Annotated in this window: 17 protein-coding genes; 2 read left to right on the top strand and 15 right to left on the bottom strand. The window is 55.6% G+C overall.

The window, feature by feature from the left end:
- Nucleotides 1-59 precede the first annotated feature (59 nt).
- Nucleotides 60-557, bottom strand: a complete 498-nt coding sequence (locus K2F33_RS17680) for a Crp/Fnr family transcriptional regulator (RefSeq protein ID WP_076169961.1) — start codon at nt 555-557, stop codon at nt 60-62.
- A 221-nt stretch (nt 558-778) separates the two neighbouring features.
- On the opposite strand from K2F33_RS17680, the gene K2F33_RS17675 reads away from it, so the two are divergent.
- Complete coding sequence (locus tag K2F33_RS17675) at nt 779-1,162, top strand: YhjD family protein (RefSeq protein ID WP_076169960.1); 384 nt, start codon at nt 779-781, stop codon at nt 1,160-1,162.
- Nucleotides 1,163-1,296: 134 nt separating this feature from the next.
- Here K2F33_RS17675 and K2F33_RS17670 read toward each other — a convergent pair whose 3' ends face one another.
- The 8 genes from K2F33_RS17670 to K2F33_RS17635 form a co-directional block, all read right to left on the bottom strand.
- Complete coding sequence (locus tag K2F33_RS17670) at nt 1,297-2,211, bottom strand: hypothetical protein (protein ID WP_089548127.1); 915 nt, start codon at nt 2,209-2,211, stop codon at nt 1,297-1,299.
- 16 nt (nt 2,212-2,227) lie between these two features.
- Entirely contained in the window at nt 2,228-3,589 is a 1,362-nt protein-coding gene (locus K2F33_RS17665; RefSeq protein WP_076169958.1) for a nucleotide sugar dehydrogenase, read from the bottom strand.
- A gap of 69 nt (nt 3,590-3,658) precedes the next feature.
- Nucleotides 3,659-4,465 (bottom strand): response regulator, encoded by an 807-nt coding sequence (locus tag K2F33_RS17660; protein ID WP_116229606.1) that lies wholly within the window; start codon nt 4,463-4,465, stop codon nt 3,659-3,661.
- Nucleotides 4,466-4,514: 49 nt separating this feature from the next.
- On the bottom strand, nt 4,515-5,882 hold the full coding sequence (locus tag K2F33_RS17655; protein WP_179232149.1) for a glycosyltransferase family 2 protein: 1,368 nt from the start codon (nt 5,880-5,882) through the stop codon (nt 4,515-4,517).
- A gap of 43 nt (nt 5,883-5,925) precedes the next feature.
- Complete coding sequence (locus K2F33_RS17650) at nt 5,926-7,119, bottom strand: HEAT repeat domain-containing protein (RefSeq protein WP_076169956.1); 1,194 nt, start codon at nt 7,117-7,119, stop codon at nt 5,926-5,928.
- 36 nt (nt 7,120-7,155) lie between these two features.
- Nucleotides 7,156-9,390 carry a hypothetical protein gene (locus K2F33_RS17645; protein ID WP_076169955.1) on the bottom strand — a complete coding sequence of 745 codons (2,235 nt, stop codon included), beginning with the start codon at nt 9,388-9,390 and terminating at the stop codon, nt 7,156-7,158.
- Between the two features lie 870 nt (nt 9,391-10,260).
- Nucleotides 10,261-10,761, bottom strand: a complete 501-nt coding sequence (locus tag K2F33_RS17640) for a YhjD family protein (RefSeq protein ID WP_076169954.1) — start codon at nt 10,759-10,761, stop codon at nt 10,261-10,263.
- A complete protein-coding gene (locus tag K2F33_RS17635) occupies nt 10,745-12,025 on the bottom strand; it encodes a DNA polymerase IV (RefSeq protein ID WP_263878158.1) in 1,281 nt (426 codons plus the stop codon). The genes K2F33_RS17640 and K2F33_RS17635 overlap by 17 nt, the downstream gene beginning before the upstream one ends.
- A gap of 302 nt (nt 12,026-12,327) precedes the next feature.
- Here K2F33_RS17635 and K2F33_RS17630 point away from each other — a divergent pair, with 302 nt between their 5' ends.
- Nucleotides 12,328-13,002 (top strand): SOS response-associated peptidase, encoded by a 675-nt coding sequence (locus tag K2F33_RS17630; protein WP_263878156.1) that lies wholly within the window; start codon nt 12,328-12,330, stop codon nt 13,000-13,002.
- Between the two features lie 127 nt (nt 13,003-13,129).
- Here the strand turns inward: K2F33_RS17630 and K2F33_RS17625 are convergent, their stop codons facing one another.
- The 6 genes from K2F33_RS17625 to recG form a co-directional block, all read right to left on the bottom strand.
- Nucleotides 13,130-13,516: a cupredoxin domain-containing protein gene (locus tag K2F33_RS17625; protein ID WP_076169951.1), complete on the bottom strand. Its 387-nt coding sequence runs from the start codon at nt 13,514-13,516 to the stop codon at nt 13,130-13,132.
- Between the two features lie 41 nt (nt 13,517-13,557).
- On the bottom strand, nt 13,558-13,749 hold the full coding sequence (tatA, locus tag K2F33_RS17620; RefSeq protein WP_076169950.1) for a twin-arginine translocase TatA/TatE family subunit: 192 nt from the start codon (nt 13,747-13,749) through the stop codon (nt 13,558-13,560).
- A gap of 75 nt (nt 13,750-13,824) precedes the next feature.
- On the bottom strand, nt 13,825-15,504 hold the full coding sequence (locus K2F33_RS17615; RefSeq protein ID WP_076169949.1) for a GMC family oxidoreductase: 1,680 nt from the start codon (nt 15,502-15,504) through the stop codon (nt 13,825-13,827).
- 66 nt (nt 15,505-15,570) lie between these two features.
- Nucleotides 15,571-16,359 (bottom strand): gluconate 2-dehydrogenase subunit 3 family protein, encoded by a 789-nt coding sequence (locus tag K2F33_RS17610; RefSeq protein ID WP_263878154.1) that lies wholly within the window; start codon nt 16,357-16,359, stop codon nt 15,571-15,573.
- A gap of 308 nt (nt 16,360-16,667) precedes the next feature.
- Nucleotides 16,668-16,955 (bottom strand): stage VI sporulation protein F, encoded by a 288-nt coding sequence (locus K2F33_RS17605; RefSeq protein ID WP_076169947.1) that lies wholly within the window; start codon nt 16,953-16,955, stop codon nt 16,668-16,670.
- Between the two features lie 62 nt (nt 16,956-17,017).
- Nucleotides 17,018-19,069, bottom strand: coding sequence for an ATP-dependent DNA helicase RecG (gene recG, locus K2F33_RS17600; RefSeq protein ID WP_089548132.1), 2,052 nt, complete (start codon nt 19,067-19,069; stop codon nt 17,018-17,020).
- Nucleotides 19,070-19,073 lie beyond the last annotated feature (4 nt).

The raw sequence follows: 19,073 nt of genomic DNA, 5'->3' as shown, positions 1-19,073 counted from the left end.
AGCCCTTTTGTTTGTTTACCGGACCGTTTGCGTATGGCGGATGGGTGGATGGCGCTATGTTAATGCCCTCGAAGCAGCCGGTTGATCGTTTCCCTGCGTACCCCGATCAGCTGGCCGATCTCCTCCTGGGTCAGCAGCTCGGTAAAGTGGATACCGTGGGCGTAGCTGTCCAGCCAATCGGTCAGCAGCGCCAGCCTCTCGGCCGGAGTTCCGACGGTTAAGTGGTCGATCCGCTGCTGCATAAAGCGCACCTTTTCCTGCAGCAAAAGGGCGATTTCAAGCGCCTTCTCCGGGTGCTCACGGAGCTCGCGGTACCACTCCTCTGCCGGAATTTTCTCGACTTCGCTGCGCATCAGGGCCGTTGCCGTACCGTGGGTATCCTTCGGGGTGATCAACGAATGGTGAGGCACCGTTTCCCCCGGATAAAGCACGTTAAACAGAACGCTGTTCCCGTTTTTGTGGAGCCGTGTTACCTTGAACAAACCGCTCTTGATATGGTATAAAAACTCCCCGCTGTCCCCCTGTCTGAATAAAATTTCTCCTTTGTTCAAAAACATGATTTTTCCTCCAACCTAAAGTTCCGCGATTCCAAGTTTCTTTTGTTCAATGCCGCTTCTGCGAAGCTACGCTTCTCTTTATTATACCAAATCCACCCGTCCGGACCGAAACTCTGTGCGCTTCCATAAATTCGTTATTGCCTTCCCGAATACTTTTGCCTTAACATGAGTATAATTAGAACGTATGTTCCTATACTGTTAGTAAGGAAGTGCCATGCCTCATGAAAGCATCCCTCTCCCCTCCGGCCCCCTCGGAAGAAGACGGCCGTCTGGTCAAAGCCTACCTGCTGCACGTGGTTTTGCTTGATGCGCTGGAGCAGGACGTTCGCCTGATCGGCACGGTCCCGCTGAAGATGGCACAGCTGTATATCCGCGCCCTGTCGTCCATCCAGGATCAGATTATGGCGAGCCTGACGTCGATCCGCCGCGAGATGAAGGCCCGAGGTATTCGGGTCTACGAGGAAACCCGGACCGCCAAGGGCATTGAGGCGTCGTATCTATGCCGCGGATACCAGCGGCGGTTCGCCATGCTCTGGACGTACGTGCAGGCGGAATCGGGGCTCGTGCTCAGCCGTTATCTCGGCATCCGGATGCCGGATGCCTGAAACGAAGCCCCCGGCAAGCGGGGCCTTTTATATCGGTGTGCGATGTGCGTTCAACCTTGTGCGGTGCCGAGGCTGCTCTCCATCCACGAAAAAAAGCGTGCGAATGGTTTCCCTCTTCGCACGCCTGATTCCATTTACTGATTGGACTTCTCGGGCTTCTCGTCCGAAGCCGCTGAAGCGATTTTGTCCTGCCAAATTTCATAATGGTGTACCGCCAGTCCGGCAAAGGAAGGATGGCTGTCGCCCAGACTGTTCACAGACTTCATCTCTTCCTCCATCACAGGCACGGCCTTGCCAAAAAACGTGATGTGCGAACCTTCCTCGGTGTCGCCCAGCTCCATGCCGATCCATACCGATTTACCGAGCTGGTCCGCTTCATCCAACTGCTCGCGGGCCACATCGTAAATCTTCCGTCCACTGTCCCGGTACGACATGACGGCGACGGCATCAAACTGGCTGATCATCCACCGGCTCAGATTCCCGCTGCCGTTGGCATCCTTAACGTTGCCCAGCCAGAAGGGAACGGCCGCACTCATGTACAGGCCCTTCTCCTTGCCCTGGGCTACCCATTTTTCCACATTGCTGCTCCATTCGCGGACTACGCCGTCCTGATCCCTCTGCCAGCGTCTTAACTGATAGGGCTCCACATCCAGCTGGATGCCGGTAAACTTCTCGCTTGGGGCTGCTTTTGCATTATAATCAAACACCCACTGCAGAAATTGATCCGCCTCCCTGCTCTGGCGTTCATAGGCCCAATCGGGCTGCCCGTCCAGCGCGTGCACGGCAATGCCTTCCTCATAGGCTGCCGCAATAAAGCGGCGGTAGTCCTCATCGCTAACCTTTTTCTGAACCTGAAGGAAGATCGTGCCTACGTTCTGCTCCCTGCAGAATGCTATAATTTTGCCGGGATCCTTGATCAGCTCGGTATCCCACAGCCAGGTCGCTTTTTGATCTTCCATGGATGACGATTTTAACAGGAGAGGCAGGAGCAGCAAGCCGCAGATGACTATGATCACCGGGATTTTCGCTTTTTTGAGCAGCTCTCCCAAACCATCCCCTCCTTTATTATACGATTAACGCCACATCCGGCTCTTCCACGTGCTGCACCGAATGTCCGATTTTATAAATATGAGGCAGGGTGTAGTTTTTGAATGCATTGCGCGTATCGATGATCGGCACGCCCATCGCCGCGATTTCGCCGTAGTCGAGTCCGCTGTGATTGGTGATCAGCACCATGCAGTCGTATTTTTTAAACTGCGCCGGATCGTAGGCTACGCTGTGCACGGTCTCGCCGTGTTTGTCGCGGAAGCTGACAGCGTACGGATCGTAGTATTCCACGTTCGCGCCGTTCTCTTTGAACAGCTCGTAGACTTCAAGCCCCGGAGATTCGCGCAGGTCGCTGATGTCCGGCTTGTAAGCCATGCCGAGGATGAGAATCGACGATTTCTTGATAGACTTCGCGTATTCGTTCAGAATCGTCGACGTCTTGCCGATAACGTAATACGGCATGTTGTCGTTGGTCGACTGTGCCAGCTCGATAAACTTGCTGTAGAAGCGGAAGCCCTTCGCCTTCCACGACAGGTACATCGGATCGAGCGGGATGCAGTGTCCGCCGATGCCAGGACCCGGATAGAACGGCATAAAGCCGAACGGCTTGGTTGCCGCTGCGTCGATGACTTCCCAAATATCGATGCCCATGCGGTCGCACATCATGGCCATTTCGTTGATGAAGGCGATGTTTACACTGCGGAACGTGTTTTCCAGCAGCTTGGACATTTCGGCCACTTTCGGCGAAGTGACGGGCACCACCGTCTGTACATACTGAGAGTAGAGCGCCGTCCCCAGCTCAAGGCAGGCCTCGGTCGTACCGCCGATAACTTTTGGCGTATTGAAGGTGTTAAAGCGCACATTGGAAGGGTCCACCCGCTCCGGAGAGAAGCAGAGGAAGAAGTCTTCGCCCACCTTGTAGCCGAGCGCTTCGATTTCCGTCTGGATCAGCTCTTCGGTCGTACCCGGGTAAGTCGTGCTTTCCAGGGTAATCAGCATGCCTTTTTTCATGTGCAGCTTGATTTGATCCACAACGCTCGTAATGTAGGACGTATCCGGATCCTGGTTTTCGCTGAGCGGTGTCGGCACGCAAATGCTGAGCGCGTCGATGACGGCGATCATGCTGTAGTCCGTCGTCGGCTTGAAGCGTCCGCTAGCCACGACCGCGGCCAAGTCTTCGGAAGAGATGTCGGTGATATAGGATTCGCCCTGATAGATTTTATCGATTTTCGCGGGATCCACGTCGATACCGATTACGGTAAAGCCCTGCTTGACCATTTCCACGGCCAGCGGAAGTCCTACGTATCCCAGTCCTACTACGCCCAATACGGCCTTTTTGGTTTTAATTCCTTCCAACAACTGCTCATATTCGTGATTCACAAGCACTCAACCTCCATTAGATGTAAGTTTTGGTCTGCTGCTAAGTAACGCTCAAGAAAAGCGGATGATTTAGTGAAAGCACCGGTGTATACGGGCATCCAGCTCTACCGGAGAGAAAGGCTTGGTCACATAGTCGTCTACTCCGTGTTTAAAGCACTGGCTGATGGTTTGCTCCACGCGCTGTTCGGTCAGCACGACGATTTTCGGCGTGTTGTCGACCGGCAGCTGCTGGATTTGGTGAATGAACGGAAGCCCGTCAATCCCGTAAAGGTTGAGCTCCGTCAGCACCAGATCCGGCTCCCATTTCTCGATCAGTTCCAGGGCGGACGTGCCGTCATGAGCGGCCAGCGTCTCGTAGCCCTGCATTTTCAGACGAATCTGGAGAAACTCGCGGACGGTGGCGTCATTGTCGACGATCAAAATTCTTCCGGCCTCTTCCGCGGCCTCCTCTTTCGTAAATATATGAATATCGGACGATGTGCTGAGCTTTGTAGACTCGGCCATCTGTTTGAGAACGCCAGGCGTAGGTTCGACCTGCCCCGGGAATACGGTCAGCGTAATCCGCGGATCGGCATCCTTCACCGTCTCCTGCAGCTGCTGCTTCAGAAGCAGCGCCTGGTAATGGGCCGCATCCAGCGTAAGTCCCGGCAGCAGAATCGCCAGCGTCCGGGTTTGCGCATCCTTCAGCACCTCATAGTCGAGCCCGGAACCATGCTGCAAAATCTCCCGAACCCGCTCTTCCAGCTGCGGAGGGTTCGCACTGCTGTACAGAAACATGATTCCGCAAGTGTCCGGCGACGTTTCCTTCAAACGTTCTCCCAGATGGTGGTACACATCGGTCGTCTGTTCTCTCTGTAAAGTTACGGTTTGCGGCATAATCCACTCCCACCTCTCTCAAATGTATAAATCTTTGAATCGGGGCCCATCAGGCCGTTTTGCTTTCTTCACTCCAGCTTTGCCGGGTCATCGTTCCCCAGGAATTGTTGTTCTGGAGATACTGGATATGTCCTTGGACGCGCCACAGCACGCCGAGCTGATGGTAACCGAAAAACTTCAGCGCGGAGAACAGCAGCATTTTCCACAGATCGGACAATTTCTTGTATCGCCGGAAGGCGATTTCCTCCAGGATGATGGCACCGACGCTGAGCAGATAGCCGCTCAGGAAGTTCAGAAGGAAGAAAGTCAATAGAATGCGCCAGTGAGTCATGTCCAGCAGCGTATATCCTACCAGAGCCAATAGGCCCGTGATTCTAAAATAAGGGTTTAACGTTTCAAACAGGACGTTGTAAGGCATCGTGATCATACCCATGACCTTGTACTTCGGATTGAACAGCATTCCGCGGTTCTCGATCATGTTCTTCAGATTTCCCCGCCCCCAGCGCTTGCGCTGGTTGGAGATAATCTTGTACGTATCCGGTGCCTGTGTCCAGCAGACCGCTTCAGGGCAAAAAGCTACCTTGTACGGGATTTTATGGCTGAGCATGTACCGGTGAAGCTTGATGATGATGTTCATGTCTTCTCCCGGATAACCGCCGCGGTACCCGCCGACAGCAATGACATAGTCCTTGCGGAACAGGCCGAACGCGCCCGAGACAATGATCAGGCCGTTCATGTGGCTCCAGCCGATCCGTCCGCCCAGGAAGGCTTTCATATACTCGATGGACTGGAACATCGGCCAGATCTTGCGCGGCAGCGACACTTTCTGCACCGCACCGTTCTCGATCAGACAGCCGTTGGCAATACGCACGTCGCCGCCGATCGCCACCATTTCCTCCGGATTCTCCATGTACATGCGGGCCATGCGGATCAGGGCGTCCTTCTCCAGCAGCGAGTCCGCGTCGATGGAAGAGATCAGCGGATAATGCGACAAGTTGATACCGGCATTCAGTGAGTCGGCCTTGCCGCCGTTTTCCTTATCTATTACAAACAGGGAGGGATAATCGGGATTATGATAAACGCCTCGAATCTCCTGCGTGTCGATCGTCCCCCGGAACTCCGGATTCGGCATTTTCTTGAGCCGGAACTCCTTGATGAGCACATCCACCGTATTGTCGCTGGACCCGTCGTTAATGACGATGACCTCGTAGGTCGGATAGTTGAGCGTCAGCAGGCAGTTGACGTTCTCGCTGATGGTCAGCTCCTCATTGAAGGCCGGCACCAGCAGCGATACCGGCGGCACCAGCTCGGAGCCGGACAGCGTATTGTAATTGGAATATTTGGACCTCCGGTAGATGGTCCCGATATTCCGGTACGATAGGATCATAATGGTAAAGTACAAAATGTTAACGATCATGACGTAATACACGGCGACCATGCCGTAATACATTAGTATGTCTCTAAGCAGAGTAATCCCCTCCTACAGCGGCTACCCCGCCAACCCGTTTGGCCGGCTGCTTCACGCCGAAATAACGGTCGTACAGAAGCCGTTTCTTGTTGTAAGCCACCATTTGTTCGATCGCGCTGTGCTCGCGCTCCTTTTCCATCACCAGCTCGATCCGGTGCAGCGCAGCCTCGCGCTGGATGCCGGCGCCGGTCAGCGCGGCCTGGCACAGGGCCTCAAAGCCGGCTTCTCCCAGCTCCGCCAAGCTCTCGGCGCTGTTATAGCGCACCTTCCAGCTGGAGTCGCGGAGCGCATCGGTCAGCAGCGGAATGCTGCCTGCGGCGTGCAGCTGGCCAAGCGCTCTCGCCGCCTCGGCCCGGACCTCCCAGCTTCGGTCGCTCATCAGCTGGGCGATCGTATCGTCCTTGAGCGCTGGATTTGTAGTGAGATACAGCTTGACCGCTTCGGCGCGAACGTCCTTCTCTTCCGCACCGACCAAACGTCCCAGAACCGGCATGACTTCCGGTACAGCCTGTCCCCACATGGCCACCAGTCCCACCTTGACCAGCGCGGAATCGGAGTCGTTCAGCAGCTTGAGCAAAATCGCACTCGAATCGAGCCCCGTCTCCAGCATAATATCCGCCGCCAGGTTATGGATCGGCTTGCCGTGAGACAAGAGGGCGCGCAGCATCTGGAGCAGATCCTCGCTGTTATCCGCCGCTTTCGCAATAGAGCGGGCCAGAACGATCGACAGCGAGCTGTATTTGCGTTTTTGCAGGATGTTCTGCAGCATCGGCACCGCCTCCGGTGCGCGCATGCCTCCCAAACGGTAGGCCGCCTCCAGCCTCCGGCCGTACCGGATGCTGCGGAGTGCTTTCAGGTCCTCCTCCACAAAGCCGGCCTCACGGCACAGCTCGATCAGCTTGGAACGGTAATCCCCCTTAAACTGCTCGATCCACTCGATGAATTTATCTTGAATCACTCTCTTCTCAAGCTTCTTCAGCTTGCCGGGCGGAAGCCTCAATTCGACATTGTCCTGCAGATTGGCTTGAACGTACACAAAGTAGTCATGATGCTTCTTCGCATACGCTTCACGGTTCCGCTGTTCCCGGTTATGCGATATTTTCATCTGGAACAACAGTAGAATCCCTAGGGCAATCAAGCCGAGGCACACATAGATGAAAATATAGGCAACGGTTAAATGAAACATGTTAGCAGGTTCCTCCTTTTTAGAAAGTCAATTCTCCTACTCCTTTTTCTCTTTAGGGCCGGAAATTTTCGTAAAAGCATCCTTCATGATGTAATAGCTCTGCTTCAACTGTTCACTGTACTGCACCGTGTCCCACTGCTTCCAGGTATACAGCGGCAGGCTTTGCACGTTCAGCGTCTTCTGGTCTCCTCCGGGCCAGGACACGCCGCTTCCGTCACGCTGGACGATCCACGGAATAAGCCGTATCCCGTCGGTTGTGGTCGTGCCGAAGTAACTCCGTTCCTTCAGCGGACCGTAGTCGATGACCTGAAGGGAGCTCGGATCCGAGAAGCCCAGCAGCATCCACGGGATTCGCATCTCTATCGAATCACCGCTGTACTGCCAAGAAGTCAGCGAGTCGAACGTCTCCTTGCTGCGGTCCGTCGTCCCTCTTTTCAGCGTACCAATCGTCTTGTCGATGAACGGATGCGAAAAGCGCGTATCCGGCGGATTCATGAGCAGGCTGATCGCCAGCTTCCACGGATGGAACGGCGCCGTGTTTCCTGCCTCGGCCTCGGGCAGCATCCAATAACCGTCTTTGCCGTACAGCCGCTGGTGAAAATCATAATCGGCCGCGATTTCCACCTGGGACTCCTCGTCCTTGCCGATTTCGATCAGCGTCTCGGGCGCCCCGCCTTCCAGCTTCCTCCCGGGAAGCTGCTTCGCGGACGGCTGGTTGCCGCCTGTGATCGTGTCGGCACCGATGTAGAGCTTCGACTTGGCGGGATCAAATGGATGATCCAGCTTCATGCCGATGTACAGGTAGCCCTCATCATGCGTAATTTTCATATCCTGGACTCCCGGGATCTTGCCCTGCCAGTGCTGTACTTCCCCTTCCGGGAGCCTGTCCCAGTCGGTGAGATTGCCGTCAATCGTAATCAGCTTCTCCTTGCCCGGCAGCATGCCGAGCAGGCCGAACATTTTCTCATTGGTCAGAACATTGATCCAATAGGACCTCCGGTCTTCAGGCAGCTCCATCGGCATCGTGTTCCAGGTTTTCTTGAACCATTCGTCCTGCCACATGAACAGGATGGCGCCAGCGTAGCCTTCGTCGTGAATGTCTTTGGTCAGGGATGCATCGATCACTCCCTGTTCCTGTTCGTTATGGCCGCCTTGGTCGCGCCCTCCGGCGCCAAAATGCGACACGCCGACAGAAGAAGGAACACCGTACTCCGTGACCATCAGCGGCATGTCCTTATACTTGGCCTTTAGCTGACGGAGATAAGCTTTGTAGGTATTGTAGTTCCCCTGGTCGTCCTTGATCGTCTGGAGCGTCGAATCCGTCCGGAAAAAGTCCGGGTAATACGGATAGACGTGATAGGCCGCAAAATAACCGCCTTTCCAGCCGGTAGGCTGAACATGCCGGGCATCAACGCTCGCCATGTCTTCCTCGAACAGCGGTTCGCCAGGGTGGCTGAGCACATCGGTCGTGACCCAGTTGGTGAAAGTCACGGGATGCTCCCAACCGTAATGCTCCTCCTGCTCGGCCGTATAGTCAAGCAAGCTGGCCAGCCAGTTTTCGAACGGAGCCGCGTCTTTTGTACCCGAAAAATACTTGCCCTGATAGGCCTTCACGTCGCTGTGCACCTTGTTCGTATTTTTGACCATACCCGGGTCCCATTCGGTTCCAAGATGCCATGCCATCAAGTACTTGCCGGCATTCGCCTTGTACTCCCCGCTTGCCGCACCCTGCTTCTGCGGGATCGTGACATCGCCGTATACCGCGGCCACCGCTTTCTTGATTTCCTCTTTGAACTGTTTCGTAATATCCCCCGAATAGGCGTCCTGCTGCTCGATCAGCTGTTCTTCAGGCGACCAGATCCCCTGCATAAAATACAGAGGGTCGTCCCCCTTGTCTTTGTTGTACTTGACGAGAGCCTGATAGAATACGGGCTGGTGAATCGTATAGACCCGTATGACGTTAGCGCCCATGTCGTCAATTTCTTTAAACCAGCGCAGATAATCTTCCTCGGTCGCCGGCAGCTCCCCCGGAAAATGTCCCGGTACCGTGGCGCCAAGATTAACGCCTTTAACGAATATCTCTTTCCATGTCCCGTCCTTCTCGTACTTCAGGAAACGGTCCCCCTGGGTTTTAAACGTAAATCTCGTACCGTCCGGATCTTTGTAGGCCGCAGCCGTCGGGTTCTTCAACATCAGTCCCGCCGCCCCGCCTCCGGCTATGAGAACCGCAGCCGCCGTGATCCAAATAAATAGTGTTTTACGTCTGATCATCGCCTCTTCGTTCCCACCTCGTTTTCGATTTTTGCCTCATCGGTCCGGGGCTTGGCCTTCGCCTAAATCTAATTTTTAACTATTCGGCCCCGATCTGTAAACTAGGCTAGTAGTTGGAAATTTCCCACCCCGTCGACCTAGCCCGCCACTCCCTCGTGCGGACCATAGAGCCCTGCCATCCCCTGTCAACCGGCCCCGTTACGAATAACAAAGAAACGTAAACCAAGCCTTGAGGCGACAGGTTAACTGGACATTTATACGCCTCAAGATTGCTAAAGTTGTGGTCTATTTAACAGCTTTATCCATAAAGATTACAAAATTGATACCATAGTCCGATAAAGCGACAGCGAAAAACCGCGTCACATCAACGTTTGCCAATTTATGTCACATTACAAAAATGAGAACGTGGTCCCGGGTAGGACCTCCTGTCTTTTTTTCACCAAATCATTCCATTTACTGGATTTCAATTACCAGACTTTTCGGTCATTTTTGTGGTCCTTCCTCCCCGTTCCCCCGCTCCTTTTTGACTAGGATCATCGGGCAGGTTTTTCAAAAATCAATCGATATGGGGGCTTTTTTTAAAATCGCAATTTGTTGAAATTTACCATTGGCGGCCTTTTTCCCGCCGAATTGCAAAACGTATGATCCCCCGGATTTCCAAAATAGGAAACAGGCCCCATTCCGTTCCTGGGCGTTCCACTCCCATACCTACCCTGAATCCCGGCGGCTGAACCTGGTAATTTCTGCTGTACGCTTCCTATCCATCGTTATGGCCACAGCGGCCTGGATGTCCGCCGATCCTGATCTCGCCCAGATACGACACGGCCAAAAGCCCGTTGTCTCCCAGACAAGACAACGGGCTCCATTCGGTTATTTCTGCTTATGATCCTGCAGACGGGCGTACAATGCCGTAATCAGCCGGTCCGAGTACCGTCCGATTCTTACGCTGACCTCCGTGCGCATATAATCCCGCGTGATCGTGAAGGTATCCTCATACCCATGAAACGAATACCGGTACCAGATCATCTGGGTGTCCTTTCCCTCCTGGGTCAGATCGATGCGCTCATCGAGCATGGTTTGCTCCACCTTGGACAAATCCTTCTGGATGTCCTGCAGCAGGACCTGGGCCACCTTCGAATAAAGGTGCTTCAAGGCCTCGCTTGACGCCTCGATCGCCTGGATCCGCTTCTTCACAATCGATATCATGACCGGGAGCAGGATTCTGTCCCGCATCAGCTCCAGGTCCTCCCTGCGGGGCGGCCGGTGTTCCTCCGGCTGCTGCGAGCGCCGCTTCAGCAGTTCCTCCCGGTGCTGTGGCAGCATCATGCGGCTGGATTCCCAAATCCCGTTATTCTCAAGCTTCTTGCTCATTTATAATGCCCCCGATTTTCATGGACCGCTCCGCCGCCTGACCGGCGCCCGTAAGGGAAGAGGCTCTTACGATCGCCATGCTGCCGTACCGCTGCTTGATATGGTCCGTCGCCTTTTCCAGAGCCCGCAGCCGCTCCTGGTCTTCAAACAGCGTCAGCTGGTAATTCCGGTCGTCGCTGAGCTCGCTCAGCATGACCCCGGCGCGCCTAACGGGCATGCGGTCCCAATGCTTATAAAAAATCGTTTTTACGGCTTCATACACCTTGTTCGTATTGTTCGTGGGATCCGGCATCTTCATTTGCCGGGAAAAGCCTGTCGGCGCGTCATAAGGGCTGCACATGCAGCTGACCGTGACGACCGAGCCCATATATCCCTTCCGTCGGCAGTCGCGGCATACTTCTTCCGTCAGCTCCAGCAGGATCGTGTCGACCTCCTTGGGGATGGCGTAGTCCCGGGGCAGCGTCATCATATGCCCGACCGATTTGGGAGGCTTGTCGAACGTTTCCGGGGTCACCTTGCTGTCGTCCATGCCGTTGGCGGTGCGCCACATCACTTCGGCCTGGATATCCGACTGCTTGCCGAACCGCGCCCGGAATTTATCCTTCAGCTGGGGGAGAGGCGTTCTCGCCACATCCCCGATCGTCGTCATGCCGAGCTTGGCAAAATGGGCCGTCATGCGCGAGCCCACTCCAAACATTTTATGGACCGGCTGCGGCCACAGATTCTTCTCGATGTCGGCTTTGGGCAGTATAAAAATGCCCTCCTTGTTCTTCTTCGCCCAAATGTCGGTGGCGATTTTAGCCAAAATTTTGTTCGAGCTGATGCCGACCCGCACCCAGACTCCCGTCTCCTCCATCACCTTCTGCTGGATCGACTTCGCAATGCTCACGGGGTCGCCGAAGAGAGCCAGGCTGCCGGTCACGTCCAGAAACTGCTCGTCGATGCTGAATATTTCGACCAGATCGGTATATTCCTCGTAAATCCGGGTAATCTGAAGCGAGACATCGATATAATGCTGCATTCTTGGACGCATAATGACGAGATCCGGGCACTTCTTGAGCGCCTCCCCCAGCCGTTCGGCGGTGGATACCCCGTAGCTCTTGGCGATCGGGCAGGCGGCCAGAATGATGCCCGATCTGCGCATCGGGTCTCCGGCAACGGCGAGCGGCCTGTCTTTATACTCCGGATGATCCGCTTTCTCTACGCTTGCATAAAAGCTCTGACAATCGGCCAAAAATATAATTCTCTCCTTTGATCTGCTCAAGCGCATACACCCTCCACATCCACTTTGGCATTTCGTTAAACCGGTTTGGGCCGGGCAGCTCCGAGAAGCTCTAGCTCCCTAAAGACCGCTCGTCGAAAAAAACGATCCGGGCCGCTTCCCTCTCCACGAAGCATGCTCACTCGGTAAGCGAACGTATAATCGTATTATATACCAAACACATGTTCTCTATGCAAATGTATTTTTTGACAGCCTTCCCTTGCTGCTGGCAGACAGGCTGGCGTAAACCGGCATCCCGCGGTACACTGTTTACAACGATCATTCCACAAAAGGGGGAGTGCCTGATGTGCGGCCGTTATACACTGACCGTGTCGATGGAAGAATTGATGCTGCGCTATGAGCTTGAGCTTGCGCTGAACTTTCATCCCCGTTATAATATCGCTCCGGCGCAGAACGTACTGGCGGTCATTCATGATGGAAGCAGCTTTCGCGCCGGTCAGCTTAAATGGGGGCTGGTCCCGTCCTGGGCCAAGGACAGCAGCATGGGGAGCAGGATGATCAACGCCAGAAGCGAAACGCTGGCGGACAAGCCGGCCTATAAGCTGCCTTTTGCGAGGAAGCGGTGCCTGATCCCAGCCGACGGATTTTATGAATGGATGAAAACCGACAGCGGCAAAGTCCCTTACCGGATTACCCTCCGGGGTGGGGGAATCTTCAGCATGGCCGGCCTTTACGACACCTGGCTGCAGGAGGACGGCAGCAAGCTGAGCACCTGCACAGTCATCACTTCCGGGCCCAATGCGCTGATGGCGCCGATCCATGACCGGATGCCCGTCATTTTGCGCCCGGAGGACGAAATGGCCTGGCTGGACCGCGGGCAAACAGACGTGAACGCCCTGCAGAAGCTGCTCGTGCCCTATCCTGCCGAGGAAATGGAAGCTTATCCGGTCGCAAGGACGGTCAATTCGGTTAAAAACGATACGCCCGATTGCATCGAACGGGTGCCGGAAGGCGCGTAACCGTATATATGCAAAAAAAAGCGCCGCCTTGCGCGAACCTTTACGGTCCGGCTGGGCGGCGCTTTCTCGATTCTGCCTCCTGTTTCGTCAGAAGGCAGTCCGGTGCTCTATCATCTGCTAAGCCAATTTATTCAACAATCAGGGTCCCCTTCATATCGCTGTGGCCGGCACCGCACATGACGGAGCAGTGGAACTCATGTTCACCTGCTTGATCGGCGGTAAATTCTGCCGAGCTTGGCTTCTGCAGGTCCACGTTGAAATCGGGAATGGCCAGACCGTGGTTTCCATCTTTGTTCTCCAGCGTAATTTTGACTTTTTCGCCCTTTTTGACCTTGATCTCGGATGGCTCAAACTTAAAGTTTGACGCCGTCACCTTAATTTCTTTCACGCCGTCCGAGCCGCCGGAAGACGAAGACTCGTCCGACGAGCCGCTCCCGCTTCCGCCGCTGCTTCCGCAGGCGCTAAGCACAAAAACCAGCAGCAGTGTAAGTCCCATCAGCATCCATTTTTTCATGTTAAATCCCTCCATTTGAAATAAATAAGTATGTTGTTCTGTTATCCTTCCTGGCGGCGCCCCGCATCTTGCTTCTCCTCATCCTCTTCCGTCAGTTGCCGCGCAGAGCTGCGGAATTCGTGAAGTGTCGTTCCCACCGCCTTGCCGAGCTGCGGCAGCTTGGACGGCCCGAACAGCAGCAGGACGAGCAGCAGCAACAGCAGCAGCCCCGGTATTCCGATCGTCGAAAGCATGGCCGATCCCTCCTTTTCCATTTTGAAGTTGCATGACCGTCACACAGTAGCCCGAAACCCGACAGCACTGCCAGTTCAGACAAGCATGCCTCCCTGTTTCAAATACTTCTGAATCCCTTCCGCCGCCCGGTAGGCAAGCGCGCCGACGGTATCGGTCGGATTGTAGCCGCTGTTATGCGGAAATGCCGAAGCACCTACCACAAACACGTTTTCCGCTTCCCACATCTGCAGGTAACTGTTCACCGCCGACGTTTCCGGGTCCGCGCCCATAATGACCCCGCCGGTATTGTGGGTGGATTGGTAAGGAACGATATTGTAAGGATCCAGCTTGTCCTTGACCTCCACATGGGAAGGACCCATCTCCTTCATGACCTCACCGGCCTTGTCTGCCAGAAACTTCGTCAGCTCACGGTCCTGATCTTCGAAATCAAACGTAATCCGCAGCAGCGGTTTGCCGTAAATGTCCTTATAGGTCGGATCGAGATCCAAATAGTGGTGCTTCCAGGGCAAGCTTGCCCCCTGCGTCGCTACGGTCAGCACGCGGTTAGCATATTTCAGTGTGGTCTTCTTCCACTCCTTGCCCCAGGTCGGCGTGCCCTTCGGCGCCGGATTGTTTTCGATCGGGCGCAGGCCGTTCTGGCTGATCCGGATGCCCGCCCCGTGCAAAAACTTCAAATCGGAATGGTCAAAGTTGTCCCCGTTGAAGTCGTCGAACTCCATCCCGAGCGCCCCGGCGCCCATGAACGTGCTGAATTCCTCATCATCGTAAAAGCCGACCGCGTGCCCGGAGTTGACCTGATACGCATAATTCCGGCCGATCGTTCCCCGGCCGGTTTTCCGGTCATAGGGCGTTCCGAGCTTGGAGCTCAGCAGCAGGCGCACGTTATTCAGCACGAAGCTGCCGAGAATGACCACGTCCGCCGGCTGGGTCACCTCTTCCCCGGTTACCGTGTTGATGTACACGACCCCGGTCGCCTTTTTGCCGTCATGGAGAATTTCGGTCACGTTCGAGAACGTGCGCACCTCCAGCTTGCCGGTGGCCATCGCCGTCGGGATCACCGTCACGACCGGATCCGCCTTGGCGCCGTACTCACAGCCAAACCGCTCGCAAAATCCGCAGTACTGGCAGGCCGCACGGGAGACGCCGTCCGGGTTTTTGTAGTTCTCGCTCAGGTTGGCCGAAGGGATCATGTACGGATGGTACCCGAGCTTTTTCGAAGCCTCCTCGAACCTTTGCAGGATCGGCGTTTTTTTCATCGGCGGCGTCGGAAACGGATGGGACCGTTTGCCAAGCATCGGGTTCGCTTCCGATTCCCCGGAAATGCCGGCCATCTGCTCGAACTTGTCGTAATACGGCTCGATTTCATCATACGTGATTCCCCAGTCCTGCAGCTGCATGCCGGCGGGAATTTTGCCTTTTCCGTACCGATCGACCGTCTGGCTGTAAATCTCAAAGTCATACGGCAGGAAGCGGTGCGTCTGCCCGTTCCAATGCGATCCGGCGCCGCCGAGCCCGTCCCCCAGCAGGAAGGAGCCATAGCTGCGCATCGGCAGCGCCCTCATCGATTCCGTATTGCGGAACGTGATCGTTTCCTTGGACAAGTCCTGCATCAGTTCAAAACGCCGCGCATACCGCAGCTCATCATGATCCATGAAATAATCTTCCGTACTCCGGCTTTTTCCGCGCTCCAGTCCGACGACCTGGACGCCCGCTTTGGTCAGCTCGGCCGCAATGATGCCGCCGACCCAGCCCATTCCAACAATAACCACTGGTACTTTAGGTAATTTGGCCACGTCTGATTCCCCTTATATCTATGAAATTTATTCGCTCATGTGAGCCTGCAGGCTTTTCGGCTGGATCTGGACCAGCCCTTCCTTCGTAATCTGCTGGGCGTAGCTCATCTGGTTGCCCGGAAAAGTCCGCATCTTCCATCCGTTCATATTCCGGTTGCCGCCATAGAGCGGATCGGCGTATACGCCCTCGATCGTCAAATTTTTCAGCATGTTGAAGAAGCTGCTGCTCGTCACCCCGCGCATGGGAAATTTGTCCCCTTTCTCCATGGCGGTCAGCACTTCGTCCTGCTGCTGGCCCTCAAGCTCCGTAAAAGCCTTTTGGTGCTTTTGCTGGCAGTAACTCTTCAGTCCCTCCAGGCCCAGCGTGAACATCTCGTTGCGCTTCAGCCGCGACTGCTCCCCCTGCGTTGCCTGGGCCTGGACAAAAGGACCCATCATATAGTCCCGCGCGTTATACCCCCATGGGCCTGCGAGCTGATGATCAATAAAAAAGGCGACGCCCAGCGCCTTGGCACCGGGACCGTTCTCATCTTCGGGATAAATCCTTTCGGCCGCCGCTTCGGTCATTTTAAACTGCTCCTGGTTAAAGAACATCAGCGCATCCTGCAGTGAAGCCTCAGGCTTGCTGTCGGCAGGCGCCGTCTTGGGGGCCTGATCTTTCTCCAGACTGTCCGTCAGGACGCCCCCGAACACACCGCCGACGACCAGACCGCCAAGCGTCATTCCCGAGGCTTTCAAAAATTTCCGCCGGGATTCATCCGGTTCTTTCGACCGGGCCGGCTTGCTGCTCTTCCCCAATTTCAGTCCTGGCAACATGATCCCTCCAATTATGAATATTGTGGATGCAATAAAGAAGACCACTTCGAATCAGTTACCCAAAATTTCTCTGTTTCAAACGCAATATCTGACATCAGACGTCATATTGTGACCAAATGACTAGGACGAACCTCGCGGTTTCTATCACCACCGCCGGCTTGATCTTCAAAAGAAGAGAGTCCGCAAATCGCCTGACAGCCTAATACGTCAAGAAGTTCGGGCAGGTCTCGCTGCTGCCTGCTTTGAATACAAAAAAAGCCCCCCGGGTTTCTCCCGGAGGGCTGCATTCTAAGCGCTTGTATGCTTTTTTAGCGAAACATTCCCCACAACTTGATCAGGTGGAACGTATTATTGGGATCGATTTTTTGGGCGATCACAAACCGGACGATTTGTCCTTCCTCGGCGCCGGTCAGCTTCTCGTTCAGGATGGACGATGCCGACTTGACCAGCCGCTGTACCCTGGCCGGATCCTGCAGGTCCTGTTTGTTTACGCCTTCGATCAATTTTTTAATGCGCTCCTTGGTGGCCGGATTTTTCATCTTCAGCTTGATCCGTGCGACCAATTGGGGGCTGATTCCGTACTGCTGATAACCCATATTGGCACCTCCCGTCTAATGCAGTCCAACTAAGTATATGACGGGAGGGGTTGTCCACTGACCTAATCGACCAAATCTCCTTGAAAAATCTGTTCCTGCTGCAAATAATCCCGCAGAGGCCCGTATGCCGGGGAGGTCCAAAACGCCGGATCCGCCACCAGCCGGGCAGCGTCATCCCTCGCCTGCTCCAGCACGGCAAAGTCGCTGACCATGTCCGCCAGGCGGAACTCGGGCAGACCGCTCTGCTTCGTGCCGAAGAAATCTCCCGGTCCGCGAAGATCCAGGTCGCGCCGGGATACTTCAAAGCCGTCATCGGTCTCGGTCATAACGTTCATGCGCTCCTGACCGACCTCCGACTTCGGATCGGCGATCAGCACGCAGTAGGAAGCGTGCTCACCGCGTCCAACACGGCCCCGAAGCTGATGCAGCTGCGACAGGCCGAAACGGTCCGCGTCCATAATGACCATCAGCGTCGCATTCGGCACGTCCACCCCGACCTCGACGACAGTGGTCGAGACGAGCAGCTGCACCTCGTTTTCGTAGAAGGCCCGCATCACTTCCTCCTTCTCCGCCGGCGTCATACGGCCGTGCAGCAGGCCCACCTTGTAGGAAGGGAACGCCTGCTGCATCTGGACATGCAGATCGATCGCGTTCTGCACGTCCAGCTTGTCCGACTCCTCGATCAGCGGACAGATCAGGTACGCCTGGCGCCCCTGGTCCACCTCGCGGGCGATGAAGCCCAGCACCCGGTCGAGCATATTGTGCTTGACCCAGTACGTCGTGATCGGGATCCGTCCTTTCGGGCGCTCCGACAGCGTGGACACGTCCATGTCGCCGAACGCTGTAATCGCCAGCGTCCGCGGGATCGGCGTCGCGGTCATCGTCAGCACGTCCGGATTATACCCCTTGCGCCGCAGAATGCCGCGCTGGTTGACACCGAACCGGTGCTGCTCGTCGGTAACCACCACGCCCAGCTTGCGGAAAAACACGTCCTCCTGGATCAGGGCGTGCGTTCCGACGACGATGTCGGTCAAGCCCATCTGCAGCGAGGCGAGCAGGTCCTTGCGCTTGCGCCCCGTAACGCTGCCGGTCAGCAGGCCGACGGTGATGCCGAACGGCTCAAACAGCTTCTGCAGCGAGCGCGTATGCTGCTCGGCCAAAATTTCGGTCGGCACCATCAGCGCGCCCTGATAGCCCGAACGCACCGACGCGTACAAGGCGATCGCCGCCAGCACCGTTTTGCCGGAGCCGACGTCTCCCTGCAGCAGCCGGTTCATGCAGTGCGGCGAGCGCATGTCCTGCAAAATTTCGAGCTCGACCTTCTTCTGCGCATCGGTGAGCTCGAACGGCAGGCTGCGCACGAACTCGCGCATCGTTTTGTTGTCCACCGTATGGACGACGCCGTCCATACGCTCCCGGTTCAGGGCGCGGAACGCCTGCATTTTCAGCTGAAACAGAAACAGCTCCTCATAGACCATCCGCTCGCGCCCCTGCTGCCCTTCCCCGGTATCCTGGGGCTGGTGGATCGTGGCGATCGCCTTTTTCCGCGGCATCAGATGGTACTTCCGCAGCAGTTCCTCCGGCAAAATTTCCGGGATCATTTCCCCGTACTGCTCGAGCGCCTGGGTCATCGTTTTGCGCATCCAGGTCTGCGTAATTTTGCCCCCGACCGAATAGACCGGCTGCACCGTACCGCTGCGCCATGCCCCCTGGTCCGGAAACTCCGATTCCGACACGGTCAGCTGCATACGGCGCTGGTCCCATTTGCCGACGAGCACGATTTCGCGCCCGGAGGTCAGCTGATCCTTCAGAAAATGCCGATTGAACCAGGTGGCGGTGAACATCCATTCCTCAGCCATCATTTTACAGCTGAGGCGGGACTTTCGCCCATACCGCTGCAGTACGGGAACGCCCATCACCTTCGCCTGGATCGTAATTTTGTCCCCGTCCTTCACGTCCTGCAGCGAACGGAGCCGGTAATCCTCGTACCGGAACGGATAATATTCCAGCAAATCCTTCACCGTAAAGATGCCAAAGGCGTGAAGCTCCCCTTCCTTGAGGGCGCTCACGCCGCGGACCTGCCGTACCGATATTTGTTCAAGACTCAGACTCATGGTT

This window comes from Paenibacillus sp. PSB04, assembly GCF_025809195.1.
Taxonomy (GTDB): Bacteria; Bacillota; Bacilli; order Paenibacillales; family Paenibacillaceae; genus Paenibacillus_AQ; species Paenibacillus_AQ favisporus.
Note: the sequence above shows the minus strand (reverse complement) of the source record. Positions and strands in the feature narration are given on the sequence as shown.